Source organism: Faecalibacterium prausnitzii (assembly GCF_003287495.1).
Classification (GTDB): Bacteria; Bacillota; Clostridia; order Oscillospirales; family Ruminococcaceae; genus Faecalibacterium; species Faecalibacterium prausnitzii_I.
The window spans coordinates 222544-240298 of sequence record NZ_PRLE01000001.1; the positions used below are offsets into that span (position 1 = coordinate 222544).

A 17755-nucleotide genomic window follows, 5' to 3' on the forward strand; every position below is an offset into this window, starting at 1 on the left:
GGCCCGGGGCGAAAAGGTTTCCACGCCGTTATTCAGCGGTGCTCTGTGCTTCTTTGCTGGCAGAAGCCTCTGTGTTGGAAGAAGCGCTGGGCGCCACATCATTTTCGGAAGAAGAAGTACTCTCACTTTTGGAAGAGCTGGAAGTTTCGCTCTTTGCCTCAGAGCTGGAAGCGGTTTCCGATTTGGACTCTGCCTTCGACTCACTGGCCGAAGTGCTGTGGCTCTCGTTGGTGGAAGCACTGGAGCTCTCCGCGTGGGACGAGCTGGCTGCCTCGCTGGTGCTGGAGGCGCTGGAAGACGAGCTGCCAGACGAAGCACTGGAGCTCGAACTGCTGGATGTACTCCCGGAGGAGCTCCCGGACTGGGAACCGGACTCCGAGGTGACGCCGCTGCCAATGGAGACCGCCAGGCTGTTGCTGTTGACGGTAGAGCCATTGTAGACGATGGCGGCGTGGATCTTATAAGATGTGTTCAACATGGAGGCATCGACCTTGACGGTGATACTGGTCATACCGGCAGCCGCCTTGATCTCCGCGCCGTTGGCGTACCAGTGCAGGTTCTCCGCGCTGGCGTACTTGCCGTTCAGGCTTGCTTTAAAGGTATAGGCGCTGCCCAGCGTGGCGTGTCCCTCGCTGGTGATGCGGACAGACGCCGCGCCAAAGATGGCAGTGACATCCAGGTTCTGCTTGAAGTTGGTATCCGTGCGGGTCTTGCTGGTGACACCATCGCTCCACTTGACAAAGACATGGCCCTCGGCAGGGACAGCCGTCACGGTAATGGACTTGCCGGGGTCATTCACCTTATAGCTCACCGAGTTGTTGCCGGTGCTGTCCCCGGTGGTCAGGGTGCCGCCGCCGCTCTTTTCCACCTGGTAGCGGGCTTCAAACTTGGCCTCGGTGGAAGTGCTCTCGCTGCCGGAGGAGCTTGCGGACTCACTGGTGGATTCACTGACGGACTCGCTCACGCTGACTGCCTCCGAGCTGGGAGCCGCCACCGCAGAGCTGGGATTGGAGACATACTCCAGCGTGCGGGTGGGGATGTTATTGGTATCCGGACGGCGGTCCTCGGTCTGATAAGCATGGGTGCGCAGGTAAGTCAGCGCCGCTTTCAGGCCTGCACTCTTGAGGTGGATGTCACCGTCGGTGTAGTAATCCGGGTTCCCATAGCCGTTCTCGCCCTTGAGCGTCTCAGCCGTGTTGAGGAACTTGAGGCCCAGCTGCTCGCACATGTTCAGCAGTGCCATGTTGAAGTCGTCGATCTTGGCCTGATCCATGTGGGGGTAGGAAGAATGATTCTCCGGGATGGGCGGCACGGTGTTGACAATGATGTCCGTATAAGGATAAGCCGCCTGAACGGCCTGCACCAGCGCGGTGTAGTTGCTGATGAAATCCTGCACCTCCATGCCGGTATCGTTGGTGCCAAAGGTCATCACCACGCGGCGGGGCTTCATCTTAGCCACGGCCTGTGCAATGGTATAGTGGTTGTTATCGCCCTTAAAGGTCACGATGCCCTCGTTCAGGGCCACCTGCGTGCCGATGCCCTCCCGGGCGCAGAACTGCTGCAGGGAGATGAGGCCGTTGTTGTAGAGGCGGACCGTATTGGAATCGCCCAGGAAGAGGGTGCTGTCCTGATACTCGCTGCCTGCATCAGCCGTTTCGGTCAGCAGGGCGCTGGACGCGTTGTTGATTTGATAATGGCCTGCCAGGTCCCCGTCCGTCTTGGTCGGGTCTACAGACTGCGGCTCCGAGGCCGCAGGCTCATTGGCCGCGGGCGTTTTTCCCCGCTTGAGGAGCGCCGTGGTAATTCCTGCTGTCAGCAAGGCCGCCAGCACGCAGATCACGCAGACCAGAACCGCCTGCTTCTGCATCGGGGTCATGGAGCGTTTTTCCGGTTGTGTATTTCGACTCATGTTCTTTCACCATTTCGCTTTCAAACTTACTCGGCCATGTGCAGGATCTGGTCTGCCAGATCCGCGCAGTCCTTGGCCAGAATGACCGGGTGGAACGGCTCCAGCTCTTCCCGGCTGCCATAGCCGTACAAAGCACCTGCCGCATCCAGCCCGCAGTCCGCTGCACCGCGCATGTCATCGTTGCGGTCACCGACCATCAGCACCCGCTTGCCCTGCATCATGGGCTGGGCGAGCACATAACGGACAACGGCGGTCTTGGTATCCCGGCTCTCGTCCATGGAAGCGCCGCCGATAAAATCAAAATACTCTGCCAGGCCCTGCTCTTCCAGAATGGGGGTCACGACCCGCGTCGGCTTGGACGTCGCCGTGCAGAGGACGAGCCCGGCCTCTTTCAGGCGGCGGAGCATCTCCGGCACGCCCGGGAAGACGGCACACTCGTGGCTGCCTTTTTCATGGTAGCTTGCACGGTAGCGCTCTGCCGCCTCTTCAATTTTTGCCTTGTCGCTGAAGTGCTCGCCAAAGCTCTTGCGGAGCGGCGGGCCCAGATAGCGGCGGAGGTTGACATTCGTGGTATCCACGCCCATGGTGTGGAAGACTTCTTTTAATGTATGGAGAATGCCAGGAGCGGAATCAATGAGCGTTCCGTCCACGTCAAACAGGATGGCATTGTATTTCAGCAAGGTTTATTCCCCTTTCATTTGATATACACGCTATATAGTATAACACAGATTTCGCTCCTCAGCAATTCCAACAAATCGTTTTTCTGAATTTTATACATTATTCTATGCATCTCTGCCCGGTGCGGCCTGCCGAAGCGCAAAAATGCCCGCCCGGGCCAGCAGGTCACGGACAGGCATTTTCCATTCTTTTATTCCTGAGCGCTTGTGGCGGAACCGCTCTCCCCGGTAGAGGGATAATAGAGGTTGTTGGAGATGAATTCCAGCTTATCCTTGAGCATCATTTCCAGGTTGGCCACAGCGTGCACCATATTGGTGGCCGAATCGTTGACTTCCAGCAGTTTGCAGAGGTCCAGCTCTTCCATGCCCATGGCGGTCTTCATCTTCTGGCTCTCGGCGCAGAGGATGTGGCTGAGGGCGGATTCCTGCAGGGCGATGCTCTCCAGCAGGTCGATCACCGCCTGATCCAGCGAGACGCGGGGCAGCGCGGGACAATTGAGGGTGCCGGGGCAATCCGTGGTATTTGCCATAGAGGGGGTCATCCTTTCCGGTCTGAAATTGCGCACCTGTGCGCACCCCATTCTATGTGCCTGCCGCTCCCGGTGCCACCCGCGGCGCCATTTTACTGCGGGTTCTCCCCTGCGGCCCTGGCCTCTACTTTTTCAATGGTATCCCGATAGCCGCCGGAACCATACTGGATGCAGCGGTTGATCCGGCTGATGGTGGCGGTGCTGATCTCCACGGCTTTGACGATCTGGTCATAGGTGCTGCCGCCCAGCAGGAGCTTTGCAGCTTCCAGCCGCTGGGCCATATCTGAGATTTCTTTGACCGTACAGAGGTCTTCAAAAAAGTTATAGCACTCTTCCCGCGTCTCCAGGCTGAGGATGGCATCAAAGAGCGCGTCGGTGGTTTTGTTTCTGCGGTTATTTTTTTCAGCCATAGTGGGTCTCCTTTGCGGCACTGCTGATGTTCTTTTTTTGTTGCATTATCACTTTAGCACTTGAAAGTGTAAAAGTCAAGTGTTCCACGCGAGATTCCCCCTATTCAGCTTTTTTCACCTTACAAAGGGCCAAGTTTTATTCATCTCACATCTGAAAGAAAATCGCCTAAAAATTCTTAATTGAAACTTTTCAAAAATGGCAGAGTCTCCTAACTTGCTCAAAATATATTGACAATTTATGAAAACGGGGCTAAAGTATACACAATCATTCGGCAAATGCAATGAACAGGACATGACCCTTTGCACACCCGCTTTGAGAGAGTCGCCGGTCTGATGCGAGGCGACAGCGAAGCACAAAGGGCCCTCACCTGCGAGCAGCCTGCGCGAACAGAACGGTACAGCGCCGTTTCCAGTAGTACATGGCCGTGCAGCCTACGTTACAGGGCGGCGTATCGTTCCCGTTGTTGTGTGGGGAGCTGTACGTTCACAAGCGGCTGTTTTGCAAAACAGCAAACGAAGTGGTACCGCGGAGATCTCAGTGCAGATGCACTGTAGCAAGCCTTCGTCTTCGATGGATGGATGTTTCCTGCATTCCATCTTTTGGAGAGGGAGGCTTTTTTCGACCCCCGCGCCGCCGTTCCGTCTGTGGTTTTGCAAGGCAGCTGCCGTGTCACGGACGCGTTGCCGTTTGAAAGAAAGGAAAGAGGTTCAAAAGAAATGAATACGCTGGTCATCGTTTTGATTGCAGCGGTGTGTCTGTTGGGCGCTTACACGTTCTACGGCCGCTGGCTGGCAAACAAATGGGGCATCGACCCCAAAGCAAAGACCCCTGCTGTCGTCCATGAGGACGGCCGCGACTATGTTCCCACCAATGGCTGGACCGTGTTTGCACACCAGTTCAGCTCCATTGCAGGTGCAGGCCCTGTCACCGGTGCCATCCAGGCTGCCGCTTTCGGCTGGCTGCCCGTCCTGCTGTGGGTCCTGATCGGCGGCATCTTCTTTGGTGCTGTCACCGACTTCGGCGCTCTGTACGCTTCCGTCAAGAATGATGGCAAGTCCATGGGTATGCTGATTGAGAAGTACATCGGCAAGACCGGCCGCAAGCTGTTCCTGCTGTTCTGCTGGCTGTTCTGCGGCATCGTTATTGCCGCTTTCGCAGACATGGTTGCCGGTACCTTTAATGCTTATGGTACCGATGGCGCTCTGTCCGCTGCTGCTCAGACTAACGGCGCTGCCGGCATGGTTTCCATCATGTTCATGGTCTTCGCCGTGATCTTTGGCCTGATCCAGAAGAAGTTCAACTTCTCCGGTTGGAAAGAAAGCGTTATCAGCATCGTCTTCATTGTGCTGTCTTTCGTCATCGGCGCAAATGTTCCCCTGGTCTTCGGCAAGGCAGCCTGGAGCTATATCACCTTTGTTTACATCTTCTTTGCAGCTGTCCTGCCCATGTGGCTGCTCAAGCAGCCCCGTGATCACATGACTACCTTTATGTTCGTGGCCATGATCGCCGGTGCCGTGGTCGGCCTGCTGGTCGCTCACCCCACCATGAACCTGCCTGTCTTCACTGGTTTTACCAACGAGAAGCTGGGCACCATGTTCCCCATCCTGTTCGTCACGGTTGCCTGCGGCGCTGTCTCCGGCTTCCACAGCCTGGTTTCTTCCGGTACTTCTTCCAAGACCGTTGAGAACGAGAAAGACATGCTCAAGGTTGGTTACGGTGCCATGATCCTGGAGAGCCTGCTGGCTGTTCTGGCCCTGTGCGTTGCCGGTGCCGCCGCTGCTGCCGATGGCACCCCTGCTGCCGGTACCCCGTTCCAGATCTTCTCTACTGGTGTTGCCGGTTTCTTTGAGATGTTCGGCGTTCCCGTGTATGCCGCTACTGTCTTTATGACCATGTGCGTTTCCGCTCTGGCACTGACCAGCTTGGATGCTGTGGCCCGTATCGGCCGCATGAGCTTCCAGGAACTGTTCAGTGTGGACGACATGGAGCATGCTGAGGGCTGGCGCAAGCTGTTCTGCAATGTCTATTTCTCCACCTTTATCACCCTGGCTTTCGGCTTCCTGCTGACCAAGATCGGCTATGCTAACATCTGGCCCCTGTTCGGTTCCGCCAACCAGCTGCTGAGCGCTCTGGTTCTGGCCACCCTGTGCGTGTTCCTGAAGGTCACCGGCCGCAGCAACAAGATGCTGTTCCCCCCGCTGATCATCATGCTCTGCGTCACCTTTACCGCTCTGGTGCAGCGCCTGATTGCAATGGTCAAGGCCATCAGCGCAGCCGCTTCTGTCTCCATCCCCGCTGGTGAGACCACTTGGGGTGCTGTGTTTATCGCAAACGGCCTGCAGCTGATCCTGGCCATCCTGCTGATCGTTCTGGGCCTGAACATCGTGTTCCACTCCCTGAACGCTTACAAGAAAGCGGAGAAGAACAGCGAAGCAAAGGTCTGATCTCTCAAATCGGAGCATCCCTTAACAGAATAGGCAAAATGCCGCTGACGGTTTTTATTCCGTCAGCGGCATTTTTATTTTATATGATTTGTGTTTGTGGCGTTCTGCGGGCCGCTCCAAACACTTTTTCACCAGAGGAATTGTAACGGTACATAGCTGCATTTTGCCTTTGGGGCTCTTCCCGTGAAAAAGTATTTTAGAAACGACCGCAGTCGTTTCTAAAATACAGAAACTAAAGATAATGATACCTCTATTTATGCCCAGAGTGAAACGGAGGGCATTCTAAATCAAAAATTCGTTTCTTCCCACGTTTGAAGGACCGCCATCTGCACCGGGGTGTGGAACCAGTGTTCCCCGCCCTCCATGATCGTCAGATGCGCCCCGCTTTCCTGACGGAAGCGCTCGATCAGGGTGCGGCTGGTCAGGGCATCGCTGTCACCATACAGCACCTGCGTGCGGCCATGCCAGTGCAGCGGATGTTCCCGCACCCAGCACAGATACGGCCACGAGAGGGTCTCCCCAAGATCCGTGGGGATCTCCCCTGCCCGCTGCAGCTGTTCCTCGGTCACATGGGCATATTTCATCATATTTGTGATGAGAGCTTCCATATCCACCACCGGAGAGGCCAGCAGGGCCTGTTCCGGCGCGTCTCCCTGCAGCGCCTGCATGGCAAGCCACGCGCCGATGCTCACGCCATACAGCCGGATATGCGCCCACACCGGCTTCATGCGGGCATATACGGCTTCTATCTCCGGCACAGCCACCCACGGCAGTAGCTGCTCGGGGCTGTTTTTCCGTGCGCCATGCTCGGGCAGGTCGATGGCCAGCACCTGCCAGCCTGCTGCACAGGCTGTACCGGCAAAGCGCTCTGCCTCTTCCTTGCAGCCATTCTTGCCGTGGACATAGAGATAGACCCTGCGGCTCCGGCTGCCGTACAGGACAGCCGGGATGCCGGCAATGGTCATGGTCTGTTTTTTCATAAGGGATTCTCCTTATCCGATCATGCTCTCCATTCGGAGAGACGTTTTGTTTACACTGCGCATTGCTTTTCGTCCTCCCTTCTTTCCGTTTTCTCTATGATAGCACATCCGCCCGCCAAACACAAACAAAAAAGGAGCCGCAGCGCCCTGTTACGGGTACTGCAGCTCCCAGATTCAACCCAAAGGTTAAATTACTTCACCATGCTTGCAACTTCAGCAGCGAAGTCGTCAGCGCGCTTCTCCAGGCCCTCGCCCTTCTGGAAACGAGCAAACTTGACGATCTTGATGTCGCCGCCCAGGTCCTTAGCGACCTTAGCGGTGTACTGAGCAACAGACAGGTCGCCGTCCTTGACGAACTCCTGATCGACCAGGCAGTTCTCCTTGAAGAACTTCTTGATCTTGCCCTCGATCATCTTCTGCTTCACAGCCTCGGGCTTGTTGGCGTTCTTCGGATCCTGAGACATCTGAACCAGCATGATCTCTTTCTCCTTGGCAACGACCTCAGCGGGGACAGAAGCCTCATCGACGTAGCTGGGGTTGGCAGCTGCGACCTGCATGGCAATGTCCTTGCCGTAAGCGACGAACTCGTCCTTTGCCTCGATGCCATTGGTGGTCTCGAAGTTGACCAGGATGCCGTGGGTGCCGCCGCCGTGGACGTATGCAGAGCAGACGCCCTCGTAACGGGTGAAGCGGCGAACCTTGATGTTCTCCTTGATGACCAGGATCAGCTCTTTCAGAGCCTGATCGACGGTCTCATCGCCCATCTTGCAGTTCATCAGGGTCTCAACGTCAGCAGGGTTCTGCTCCATGATGACCTTGGTAGCCTTCTTGACGAAATCGACGAACTTGTCGTTCTTGGCGACGAAGTCGGTCTCAGCGTTGACCTCGATGACAACACCGACCTTGCACTCGGGGCAGTAATCAGCGTAGACCATGCCCTCAGCAGCAATGCGGCCAGCCTTCTTAGCGGCGGTAGCCAGACCACGCTCACGCAGGATCTCAATAGCCTTCTCGAAGTTGCCGTCAGCCTCAGTCAGAGCCTTCTTGCACTCCATCATGCCGCAGTCAGTCTGCTTGCGCAGCTCCATAACGTCCTTTGCAGAAATAGCCATTTTAGTATTCTCCCTTACACGTTATTCACAGGTTGTTTGCGGGATCTTTGGGAAATCAGGCGTTTGCGGCGTCCTCAGCGGGAGCGGCCTCCTGGTTGCCCTGCTTGCCTTCCAGCGCAGCGTCAGCCATAGCGCCAGCGATCAGCTTGACAGCGCGGATTGCGTCGTCGTTGCCGGGGATGACGTAGTCGATCTCATCGGGGTTGCAGTTGGTATCAACGATAGCCACGATGGGGATGTTCAGCTTGCGGGCCTCAGCAACAGCAATGCGCTCCTTGTGGGGGTCAACGATGAACATTGCCTTCGGCAGGGTCTTCATGTTCTTGACGCCGCCCAGGTACTTGTCCAGCTTCTCCATCTCGAGCTCGAGTTTCGCAACCTCTTTCTTGGGCAGCAGCTCAAAGGTGCCATTCTCTTTCATCTTTGCCAGCTGATCCATACGGTCGATGCGCTTACGGATGGTGCGGAAGTTGGTCAGCATACCACCCAGCCAGCGAGCATTGACATAGTGCATGCCGCAGCGCAGAGCCTCGTCACGGATGGACTCCTGAGCCTGCTTCTTGGTGCCGACGAACAGGATGTCGCCGCCCTCAGCTGCAACTTCCTTCACGTAGTTGTAAGCCTCATCCAGCTTCTTAACGGTCTTCTGCAGGTCGATGATATAGATGCCGTTGCGCTCGGTGAAGATATACTTCGCCATCTTGGGGTTCCAACGACGGGTCTGGTGACCGAAGTGCACACCTGCCTCGAGAAGCTGCTTCATAGAAACGACTGCCATAGTAAAATTACCTCCAAAAATTTGTTTTGCCTCCGCACACCGTGATCCTGCCGCCGCATCGGACGGGGCCGGACTGCCCTCCACCCGCGATTGGGCACAAAAGGGCATAGTGATGCGTGTGTAATGCTAAGTAATAGTAGCACAAAAGTGAAGAAGATTCAAGTGCTTTTCGCTCTTTTTTACAAAAAGACGCGTCAAAATTCTCTCATTTGTCCGTGCTGCTCTCCCCCAGCCCTGCCATATCCATCCGGTCCAGCGCGTAGCCTTTGCCAAACATGAGGTCATACTGGAGCATCCAGTGGTTCTGATTCCATTTTTGCTGCAGGGCGGTCATCGTATTCGTTGTACTGCCGTCCCGGTTCAGAATCGTGCCGCGGGTATTGCTGCGGCAGGCCACTTGCAATTGCCGGTTGAGATACTGGAAATAGAGCGGCTGCTTCAGGCCGTAAATGTTCATCATCACCGGGGAGATATCGTAAGCGGCGATGGTGCCCAGATCCACCGGCTTGTCCGTGTAGTTCGACCACATCAGCAGGGTGGTCTGGTGGAGCTTTGGGTCCGCGCTGGAATCGCTGGCGTAGCCGCTCCTGGTAAAGACATCGTAGTTGGAGTCAATGGGGTTGTAGTGGTCGCCCCAGAAGACCAGAATGACCGGCTCGTCCACCTGAGAGAAGTATTCCGTCAGCTTGCCCAGCATGGCGTCCGCATCCCGGATGCCCGTTGCAAAGTCCTCCAGCGCACCCACGGTGCTGGCCTTGAGGCCCGCCGGGTGTTCCAGCACTTTCACCCGCTCGTCGTCGGGGTAGTTGTCCTTATTATAATTGGTGTGGTTCTGCATGGTAACGGCATGGAGGAAGACCGGCGCGTCCGAGCTTGCTTTCATGCTCTCATACTGCTGAATGATCTGGTCGGCCATGGAGTCGTCCGTGACCAAGCCGCTGGTCCAGTAGTGCTTGCGCACCTTGTTGACGCCGTGCATTTTTTCCAGGCTGAGGAACGTATCCAGGCCCAGATTGGGGTAAGCCGTATCCCGGCTCCAGTATTTGGCCCAGAAGCAGTGCACTGCCGCCGTCTGGTAGCCCTGTGTCTTGAGGTAGTTGGGCAGAGCGAACATCGGTTTGGTTACATGCTGCTGGTAGGGCTTGCTGCCGTTGGGCAGGAACGAGACGGAGTAACCCGTCAGCGCCTCAAACTCCACATCGCAGGTACCGCCGCCAAAGCTGGGGCTGTAGGCCCGGCCATAGGCACTGGTCTGCTGCAGCCTGTGGAGGTTGGCGGAAACATCTGTGTCAAACTGGTAACCGTACTGCTCCAGCTCCGAGACATCCCAATAGGACTCGTCCATCACATAGAGGATGGTCGGCTTCTGCACGGCCTCGTCCGCCGGGGTGGTTGCCCCGTAGGACTCCGGGTAGAGCGGGCTGGTGGAGTACTTCTCCCCCGCCTCCACGTCATCCAGGATCTCGTTGACCGCCTCTTCCGAATATTCCTCGGGTTTATCAATTTCCAGATTGGTCAGGTTGGTCAGAAAGCTGGTGATGACGCCATAGTAGCGGTAATAACGATCCTGCATCCAGGCGTCCGGCAGGATGCCAAGGCTCTCCGTCACGGCGGACTGCAAAAAGACGCAGAACACCAGCGCGCAGCCGGCGGCTGCGCTGGCGGCAAAGCCTGCCACCCGCTGAGGCCAGCCCAGCTTTGCCCGCTTCCGGTAGAGGAAGAACGAGCCCACCGTCAGCACCAGCACCACCACGATGGAAACGGTCATGCTGGTCTGGATATGGATGCCGGCCGCCGAGGCCACGCCAGCCGCCTCCGAGACCTGCATCAGGTCCCACGGCAGGAACGGTTCACCCCGCAGCTGGAGGGTGTAAAAATCGACCGCCGCGGGCACGCAGCCCAGAATGGCTGTGACCAGCGTGGCCAGCGGCGCAAACCGGGTCAGCCAGTCCACGGTCAGCCAGACCAGGAACAGCAGCGCCCAGGCCAGGGCGTAGGCTTCCCAGTGGGGCTCGATGTACTGTGCAAAGGTATCCGCGTCCAGCGTGCCGCGTGCGATCCACTCCGTCAGCACCAGCACCACCAGCGCTGCCAGCGGCGGGAACACGAGCCGCGCCGCATAGAGCAGCAGCGGCGTACGCGTATCGTTTGATTGCTTGTTCATAAAGAAGTTTCCTTTCACTTCTCATTCATCTATTTTCCAGGGCCTCCGCCCTGTTTCTTTCCCGCGGGATGTGGCGACAAACCATGCCCGCAGTTCTTTATTATAGCGCGGTTTTGGCCAAAATCCAGCCCCTATTGGCCGGAAGATAGCTGAAAATCTTTCACCCTTTCAGCCAGCGGCGCAGCTTTGCGAAAAAGCCCGCCGGTTTTGCCGCTGTTTCCTCGGGCACCGGCAGCTCCGTGCGCACCAGAATGGCATCCAGTCCGATCCGCTCGATCTCATGCCACGGGATGGTCAACGTTTCCTCCCGGCCCATAAGCCCGAACAGCCGGGGCTGTCCCAGCAGCTGCAGGCTGGTGATCTCCGCCGTCTGCGGGTCAAATTCCAGATCATCGGCTTTGCCCAGGCAGACACCGTTTTGCAGCTGGACGATCTCCTTGGTGCACAGATCCCGGAACGTCATCCCCTCACCTCCCTGTTCCCACCCTATGCCGCCGGAGCGGCGTTCATGCAAAAAGAGTGGAAAAAGCTGGGGCAGTTGTGCTATACTAGGCCCGGAATCACACCCAAAATGCAGACAAGATTTGAGGAAACCGGAATGTATAAAAATATCATCTTTGATTTTGGCGGCGTCATGGTCGATTTTGACCCCAAGGAATACCTTGTGGACCGCTTTTGCAACGCCGAGACGGAAGAGCTGGTCAGCCAGCTGACCTTTGAGAGCGAGGAGTGGAAGCTGCTGGATGCCGGCCTGCTCTCCCGTTACGAGGCCAACCAGCGGATGCTGACCCGCGCCAAGGAGCACGATTGTGTATTTGAGGTGCAGGGCGTGCTGGACGACTGGATGCACATTCTGCGCCCCCGCCGCAAAATGCAGGAGCTGGTGCAGAAGCTGAAAGCCCACGGCTACTGCGTCTACTACCTGAGCAACATCCCGGAGGATGTCCTGGCCCTGCTGATGGAGCGGGATTTTCAGGGCCTGTTTGACGGTGGTGTCGCCTCCTGTGAAGTCCACGTCAACAAGCCGGACCCCCGCATTTATCAGGCACTGCTGGACAAATACGGCCTCAAGGCCAGCGAGAGTGTTTTCATCGACGACCGCCAGGATAACGTGCAGGCCGCCTTTGAACTCGGCTTTGTCGGCATCCGGATGAAAGACAGTGTCGGCACGCTGGTGCGCAGCCTGGCCACCTGCAACGTCGTGGTGCGGTAACCTCTCACCGCTTCGTATCAGCAAAATCCCCGCCGGGCCTTTGTGAGAAAGGCCCGGCGGGGATTTTTTGTGCGGGTGAAGTTACTTTTTCTCGTAGTTCTGGCAGTAGTGCGGGGTATCCACCTGCTGGCTGGAGCAGGTGCAGTGTTCCGTCACCTTGATCTGCGGCAGGTCACACTTGCAGGCTTCCACATTGTGGCGGCACTCGCAGACATCGCAGGTAACACCTGTGTTTTCCATTGTTATCACCTCTCTTTGTGCCCTTAGGATACCCCGCTTTGGGAGAGATTATACACAATTTTTGCCCGCGGCAAAAACAGAGGGCCGGGAGTTTCTCCCAGCCCTCTGTAAAAAGCTTCTGTTTCAGGAGCAGCGGCTTACCATGCAGCCAGATCTGCACCCAGCTTGCGGCAGGCAGCCTGTGCGTCGTCATCGGGAGTCTCGTTGCAGATGAGGCCCTCCTCGCTGAACAGGACAGCGCCATCCTCCTTCGCACGCTCGCACCAGTCGCGCATCCACTGGCCATCGCCCCAGCCGTAAGAGCCGAACAGCGCGACTTTCTTGCCGTTCAGAGAGCCCTCCAGCCCTGCGAACATGGGCTCGAACTCGCTCTCCTCCAGCTGCTCAGCACCCATAGCGGGGCAGCCAAAGGCAACCACATCAAACTCACCCAGCTTTGCGGGGGTCATGTCCGCGCAGGGAACGATGGTGGCGGCGGCGCCTGCGCCCTCAGCGATGCAGTTTGCCATGGTCTCCGTGTTGCCGGTTGCGCTCCAGAATACGATTGCTACTTTGCTCATAATGGTCAGCCTCTCTTTTTTGATGTATTTAGTTAGTATTCTCTAACTTAAGCGTGGTTGAAAATGCGCCGCAAACATCTCACGACGCATTCTGTTTGGTTAGGTTTCTCTAACCACGGATAGGATACCACAGCCAATGGCCTCTGTCAAGGCATTTTTGCAAAATAGTTTGTGTTAACTTACCGCAGCAAATAGAACCCAAAATTGAGCACTCCATACAGCACCGGCTGATGCAGCAGATACACCACCAGCGAGTGCCTCCCCAGCCACCCCAGCGCTGGGCAGATGGAACGGCGCAGCGGCTCCATCCGCTCCCGCCCTACCAGGTGGTGCAGGAAGAAGCCTACCCAGAACAGAAACAGCCAGGGCACCAGCGGGAAGTAATCGGTGGAGAAGAACCCCTCCGGGTAAAACCCGAGGTAGGCGGTAAAGAGATTCTGGTATAAAAAACGCGGCAGCAGCACCCAGCCAGCGCCAAAACCGAGATACCCCAGCTGGGCATGGTAGGTCAGCCCGAACAGCGCAGCGCTGACCACAGCGCCCACGGCAGGCGGAATTTTACGCAGTGCCTTTTCCAGCAGCGCAGTGATCACCATGGCCGAGCCCAGCAGCGTGAGCACCCCAAACAGAACGACATCCTCCGGCATGAAAAGCACCGTCACCACCGTGACCAGTGCCCCGGCCCCAAAGACCAGTGCACCGCGCTTGTACGGGTGATGTCCCATGGGCAGGCAGAAACCGGACAGCAGGATGAACACCCAGCAGATGCTCTGCTGCCACAGATGGCCGGGCATCCCGGTATACCATGGTAGCTGCACCCCAAAAAGGAAGACCACATCCCACAGGCCGTGGTAGCACATCATGCTGATGAGGTCGAGACCTCGCAGCTCATCCAGCAGGGCGTAACGGTTTGCAGATACTTTTGACGGATTCATTTTCCCTCTCCCCTTTTCTTTCCATCGCCCTGCTATTGTATTCCCCCGCGCAAGATCTTGTCAAGAAACAAAAAGCTGCCGCGCAGCCAAAGCCACGCGGCAGCTTATCAAATAACTGGGGAAAAATCAGACCTCGGTGTTGAAGTAACGCTTCAGCAGGCCCTCGAAGCCGCGGCCATGGCGGGCCTCGTCCTTGGCCATCTCATGCACGGTGTCGTGGATGGCATCCAGGTTCAGAGCCTTTGCTTTCTTGGCCAGATCCATCTTGCCGGCGCAGGCACCGCACTCGGCCTCAGCGCGCATCATCAGGTTCTTCTTGGTGCTGTCAGTAACGACCTCGCCCAGCAGCTCTGCAAAACGGGATGCATGATCTGCCTCCTCGTAAGCATAGCGCTTGTAAGCCTCGGCGATCTCGGGGTAGCCCTCACGCTCTGCCACACGAGCCATGGCCAGGTACATGCCAACCTCGCTGCACTCGCCCTCAAAGTTTGCGCGCAGGCCATCCACGATCTCCTGAGGAACACCCTCAGCCTTGCCGATGCCGACCACATGCTCGGTCACATAGGTATTGCCAGTCTTCTCCACAAAAGCGGAAGCGGGAGCCTTGCAGACGGGGCACTGAGCGGGGATCTCGCCCTCAGCAATATAACCACAAACGGTGCAAACATATTTTTTCATAAGAATAGACCTCCATCATTCTCAATTTACGTTACAAAATTTTGTGAGAGCAGGAGCTCCGGTGTTGGTACTCACCGGCCCTCCTGATGGCTCTATTATAGCGAATGATTCCTAGTTAGTCAAGGATAATTTTGAGAATTATTCCTATTTGCAAAAATCTGGCAAGGTCACTAAAAACCTTGCCAGAAAGATGGGCACTTTGCCCGATACTCTATTTGAAGCGATCCGAAACTCAGACCTGCAGGTTGGCGCTGGAGGGTGCGTCGGAGCCGTCGGCGGAGTCGAACTCATAGTCGTTGCCGGGCAGGATGGCGTTGAGCGCAATGCCCACGATGGCAGCAATGGCCAGGCCGGACAGGTTGATGGAAACGCCTGCAACGGCAAAGGTCAGGCCGCCCACCGAGTTGAAGCCCAGTGCCGAAACGAGGATGACGGCCGCAATGATGAGGTTGCGGCTGTTGGTGAAGTCCACCTGATTCTCCACCACGTTGCGGACACCAATGGCAGAGATCATGCCGTACAGCACAAAGCTGATGCCGCCGATGATGCCGGTGGGGATGGTGTTGATGACGGCCTCAAACTTGGGGCTGAAGCTCAGGATGATGGCCAGCACGGCGGCGATGCGGATGACGAGAGGATCGTAGATTTTGCTCAGTGCCAGAACGCCCGTGTTCTCGCCGTAGGTGGTGTTGGCCGGGCCGCCCAGCAGGCCAGCCAGAGCGGTTGCCAGACCGTCGCCCATCAGCGTCCGGTTCAGGCCGGGGTCATTGATATAGTTGTGGCCGACGGTGGCGCTGATGGCGGCGATATCGCCCACATGCTCCATCATGGTAGCCAGTGCGATGGGGATGATGGTAAACAGCGCGCTGATAAACTCGGGGCTGCCGTCGATGGCAAACAGACCCATGGCAGACTGATGCAGCGGGATGCCGAACCAGCTTGCCTCGGCAATGCGGGCAAAATCGACGGCACCCGTCACCAGCGCAACGGCATAGGACACCAGCACACCAATGAGGATGGGCAGAATTTTGATCATGCCCTTGCCCCAGATGTTGCAGACAATGACCGTGCCCAGTGCCACAAAGGCCAGCAGCCAGTTGGCCTGGCAGTTGTTGATGGCCGAGGGAGCCAGGATCAGGCCGATGGCAATGATGATGGGGCCCGTGACCACCGGCGGGAAGAACCGCATAATGCGGCGGATGCCAAAGGTGGAGATGAGCAGGCTGACGACCAGATAGAGCAGGCCGGAGAACGCCACGCCTGCGCAGGCATAAGGCAGCATCCGGGTGTTGGCCACGGTCAGGTTGCCGTCTGCATCCGCCAGCATGGGTGCCACAATGGAGAAGCCGCCCAGATAGGCGAACGAAGAACCCAGGAACGCGGGCACTTTCTTTTTGGTGATGAAGTGGAACAGCAGAGTGCCCAGACCTGCGCAGAGCAGAGTGGTGGAAACGCTCAGGCCCGTGAGCAGGGGCACCAGAACGGTGGCACCAAACATGGCAAACATGTGCTGGATGCCCAGAATCAGCATCCGGCCCGTGCCCAGCTGACGGGCATCATAAATGCCCTTGGAATAATCGATGTTTTGCTGCATGGTTTTCCTCCTTTAAGAAACCCACCCCTGAAAAAAAGGCACCGCCGCGCAAAAGCGGCAATGCCTCTGAAATCAGGATGAAATGTAAGATGGAACGGAAACAGCAGCACCCTTGCTTCGGAACATCGAATCTCGCATACCGCTCTCCCCTTTCGTGTTTTACCTTGTAAAGTATACCAGAAACCCGCGGTTCCTGCAACCGTTTTCCGTATTTTGTGCTCTGCATCTTGCAATCAGGGCAGCCGCGCACTATAATGTTACCTATTATAGCAGTTTGCGTTTTTAACGCACAAGCAACATCCGCAAACTGCATCTCGCAAATATGCCGTTTTGATCGGCACTATTTATGAAAATTGCGATAAAACAGTTTATTGATAGAGGATTATTATGATATATCTGGATTATTCCGCCAACACCCCGGCAGATGAGCGGGTGCTGGCGCGGTTTTGCGCGGTGGAGCGCCGCTGCCCTGGCAACGCGAACTCGCACCATCAGGCCGGGTTGGACGCCAAGGCCGAGATCGACCACGCCACCCAGACCATTGCCCGGCTGCTGCGGGTACAGCCTGCCGAGATCATCTACACCTCCGGTGCCAGCGAGTCCAACAACTTTGCCCTCAAGGGGCTGGCCCGGCTCTCCCGCCATGTGGGCAAGCATATCATCTCTACCCCGCTGGAGCACTCGTCTGTCAGCGGCACCCTGACCGCTCTGCAGGAGCAGGGTTATGAGATCGACCTGGTAGACATCAAGCGGGATGGCACCATTGACCTGGACCATCTCAAAGAGCTGATTCGCCCGGACACCATTGTCGTGGCGGTCACGATGGTGGACAGTGAGCTGGGCGTGGTGCAGCCAGTGCAGGAGATTGCCGAGATCCTGAAAGAGTACCCTCACTGCCACCTGCATGTGGACGCCACCCAAGCCGTGGGCAAAATTCCGGTCTCGTTTGAGGGCGTGGACACCATGAGCCTGACAGCCCACAAATTCTATGGTCTCAACGGCATCGGCCTGCTGCTCAAACGGCGGAATCTGGCGCTGGAGCCTCTCATCCACGGCGGAGAGAGCACCACCATCTACCGCAGCGGCACCCCGACGGTGGCTCTGGCCTCCTCGCTGGCGCTGGCACTGGAGCTGGCCGTGGAGCAGCTGCCGGAGCACGCCGAGGCCGTCCAAAAGGCCAATGCATTCCTCCGCACCGAGCTGGCCAAGTATCCCAAAGTCCGCATCAACAGCCCGGAGAACGCCATCCCCCACATCCTGAACCTGAGCGTGCAGGACGTCAAGGGCACGGTCTTCCAGCGGGAGCTCAATGAAGAGGGCGTCTGCGTCTCGGTCAAATCCGCCTGCTCGTCAGACGGGCTCCCCTCCCGCGCGGTCTTTGCCGTCAGCCGGGACCGCCGCAACGCCCTGTCCTCCTGGCGGGTCAGCCTGAGCCATCGAACCACCGAAGAAGACCTGCGCGGCTTTCTGGCCGCCTTTGACCGCTGCTACCGCGGACTGATAGAAACCAAATAAAACAGCCCCAGAAAA

The 17755-nt window shown here is 57.1% G+C and carries 17 protein-coding genes; 3 read left to right on the top strand and 14 right to left on the bottom strand.

The window, feature by feature from the left end:
* Nucleotides 1–28: 28 nt before the first annotated feature.
* The 4 genes from C4N22_RS01105 to C4N22_RS01120 all read right to left on the bottom strand — a co-directional run bounded on the left by C4N22_RS01105 (nucleotide 29) and on the right by C4N22_RS01120 (nucleotide 3526).
* Nucleotides 29–1909 carry an SGNH/GDSL hydrolase family protein gene (locus C4N22_RS01105; RefSeq protein WP_112147675.1) on the bottom strand — a complete coding sequence of 627 codons (1881 nt, stop codon included), beginning with the start codon at nucleotides 1907–1909 and terminating at the stop codon, nucleotides 29–31.
* A 26-nt stretch (nucleotides 1910–1935) separates the two neighbouring features.
* On the bottom strand, nucleotides 1936–2589 hold the full coding sequence (locus C4N22_RS01110; protein WP_112147677.1) for an HAD-IA family hydrolase: 654 nt from the start codon (nucleotides 2587–2589) through the stop codon (nucleotides 1936–1938).
* Between the two features lie 188 nt (nucleotides 2590–2777).
* Nucleotides 2778–3116, bottom strand: a complete 339-nt coding sequence (locus C4N22_RS01115) for a hypothetical protein (protein ID WP_022257117.1) — start codon at nucleotides 3114–3116, stop codon at nucleotides 2778–2780.
* Between the two features lie 92 nt (nucleotides 3117–3208).
* Nucleotides 3209–3526 (bottom strand): YerC/YecD family TrpR-related protein, encoded by a 318-nt coding sequence (locus tag C4N22_RS01120; protein WP_022257116.1) that lies wholly within the window; start codon nucleotides 3524–3526, stop codon nucleotides 3209–3211.
* A gap of 717 nt (nucleotides 3527–4243) precedes the next feature.
* Here C4N22_RS01120 and C4N22_RS01125 point away from each other — a divergent pair.
* Nucleotides 4244–5971 (top strand): carbon starvation CstA family protein, encoded by a 1728-nt coding sequence (locus C4N22_RS01125; RefSeq protein WP_112147678.1) that lies wholly within the window; start codon nucleotides 4244–4246, stop codon nucleotides 5969–5971.
* 287 nt (nucleotides 5972–6258) lie between these two features.
* Here C4N22_RS01125 and C4N22_RS01130 read toward each other — a convergent pair whose 3' ends face one another.
* From C4N22_RS01130 to C4N22_RS01150, 5 genes are all read right to left on the bottom strand, one after another.
* Nucleotides 6259–6951 (bottom strand): alpha/beta hydrolase, encoded by a 693-nt coding sequence (locus tag C4N22_RS01130; protein ID WP_112147680.1) that lies wholly within the window; start codon nucleotides 6949–6951, stop codon nucleotides 6259–6261.
* A gap of 191 nt (nucleotides 6952–7142) precedes the next feature.
* Complete coding sequence (tsf, locus tag C4N22_RS01135; protein ID WP_022257113.1) at nucleotides 7143–8063, bottom strand: translation elongation factor Ts; 921 nt, start codon at nucleotides 8061–8063, stop codon at nucleotides 7143–7145.
* A gap of 55 nt (nucleotides 8064–8118) precedes the next feature.
* Entirely contained in the window at nucleotides 8119–8841 is a 723-nt protein-coding gene (gene rpsB, locus C4N22_RS01140; protein WP_022257112.1) for a 30S ribosomal protein S2, read from the bottom strand.
* A 205-nt stretch (nucleotides 8842–9046) separates the two neighbouring features.
* Entirely contained in the window at nucleotides 9047–11005 is a 1959-nt protein-coding gene (locus C4N22_RS01145; RefSeq protein WP_112147682.1) for an LTA synthase family protein, read from the bottom strand.
* Nucleotides 11006–11165: 160 nt separating this feature from the next.
* Entirely contained in the window at nucleotides 11166–11468 is a 303-nt protein-coding gene (locus C4N22_RS01150; RefSeq protein ID WP_022257110.1) for a PRC-barrel domain-containing protein, read from the bottom strand.
* A 135-nt stretch (nucleotides 11469–11603) separates the two neighbouring features.
* Between C4N22_RS01150 and C4N22_RS01155 the strand changes: the two genes are divergently transcribed.
* Entirely contained in the window at nucleotides 11604–12218 is a 615-nt protein-coding gene (locus tag C4N22_RS01155; RefSeq protein WP_112114827.1) for an HAD family hydrolase, read from the top strand.
* Between the two features lie 81 nt (nucleotides 12219–12299).
* Here C4N22_RS01155 and C4N22_RS01160 read toward each other — a convergent pair whose 3' ends face one another.
* The 5 genes from C4N22_RS01160 to C4N22_RS01180 all read right to left on the bottom strand — a co-directional run bounded on the left by C4N22_RS01160 (nucleotide 12300) and on the right by C4N22_RS01180 (nucleotide 16225).
* Nucleotides 12300–12458, bottom strand: coding sequence for a DUF1540 domain-containing protein (locus tag C4N22_RS01160; RefSeq protein WP_022257108.1), 159 nt, complete (start codon nucleotides 12456–12458; stop codon nucleotides 12300–12302).
* A 137-nt stretch (nucleotides 12459–12595) separates the two neighbouring features.
* Nucleotides 12596–13018: a flavodoxin gene (locus C4N22_RS01165; protein WP_022257107.1), complete on the bottom strand. Its 423-nt coding sequence runs from the start codon at nucleotides 13016–13018 to the stop codon at nucleotides 12596–12598.
* A 179-nt stretch (nucleotides 13019–13197) separates the two neighbouring features.
* Nucleotides 13198–13953: a heparan-alpha-glucosaminide N-acetyltransferase gene (locus tag C4N22_RS01170; protein WP_112147683.1), complete on the bottom strand. Its 756-nt coding sequence runs from the start codon at nucleotides 13951–13953 to the stop codon at nucleotides 13198–13200.
* A 126-nt stretch (nucleotides 13954–14079) separates the two neighbouring features.
* Nucleotides 14080–14631, bottom strand: a complete 552-nt coding sequence (locus C4N22_RS01175; RefSeq protein ID WP_005926148.1) for an NADH peroxidase — start codon at nucleotides 14629–14631, stop codon at nucleotides 14080–14082.
* A 232-nt stretch (nucleotides 14632–14863) separates the two neighbouring features.
* Complete coding sequence (locus tag C4N22_RS01180) at nucleotides 14864–16225, bottom strand: uracil-xanthine permease family protein (protein WP_112147685.1); 1362 nt, start codon at nucleotides 16223–16225, stop codon at nucleotides 14864–14866.
* Nucleotides 16226–16612: 387 nt separating this feature from the next.
* Here C4N22_RS01180 and C4N22_RS01185 point away from each other — a divergent pair, with 387 nt between their 5' ends.
* Nucleotides 16613–17740, top strand: coding sequence for a cysteine desulfurase family protein (locus tag C4N22_RS01185; RefSeq protein ID WP_112147687.1), 1128 nt, complete (start codon nucleotides 16613–16615; stop codon nucleotides 17738–17740).
* Nucleotides 17741–17755 lie beyond the last annotated feature (15 nt).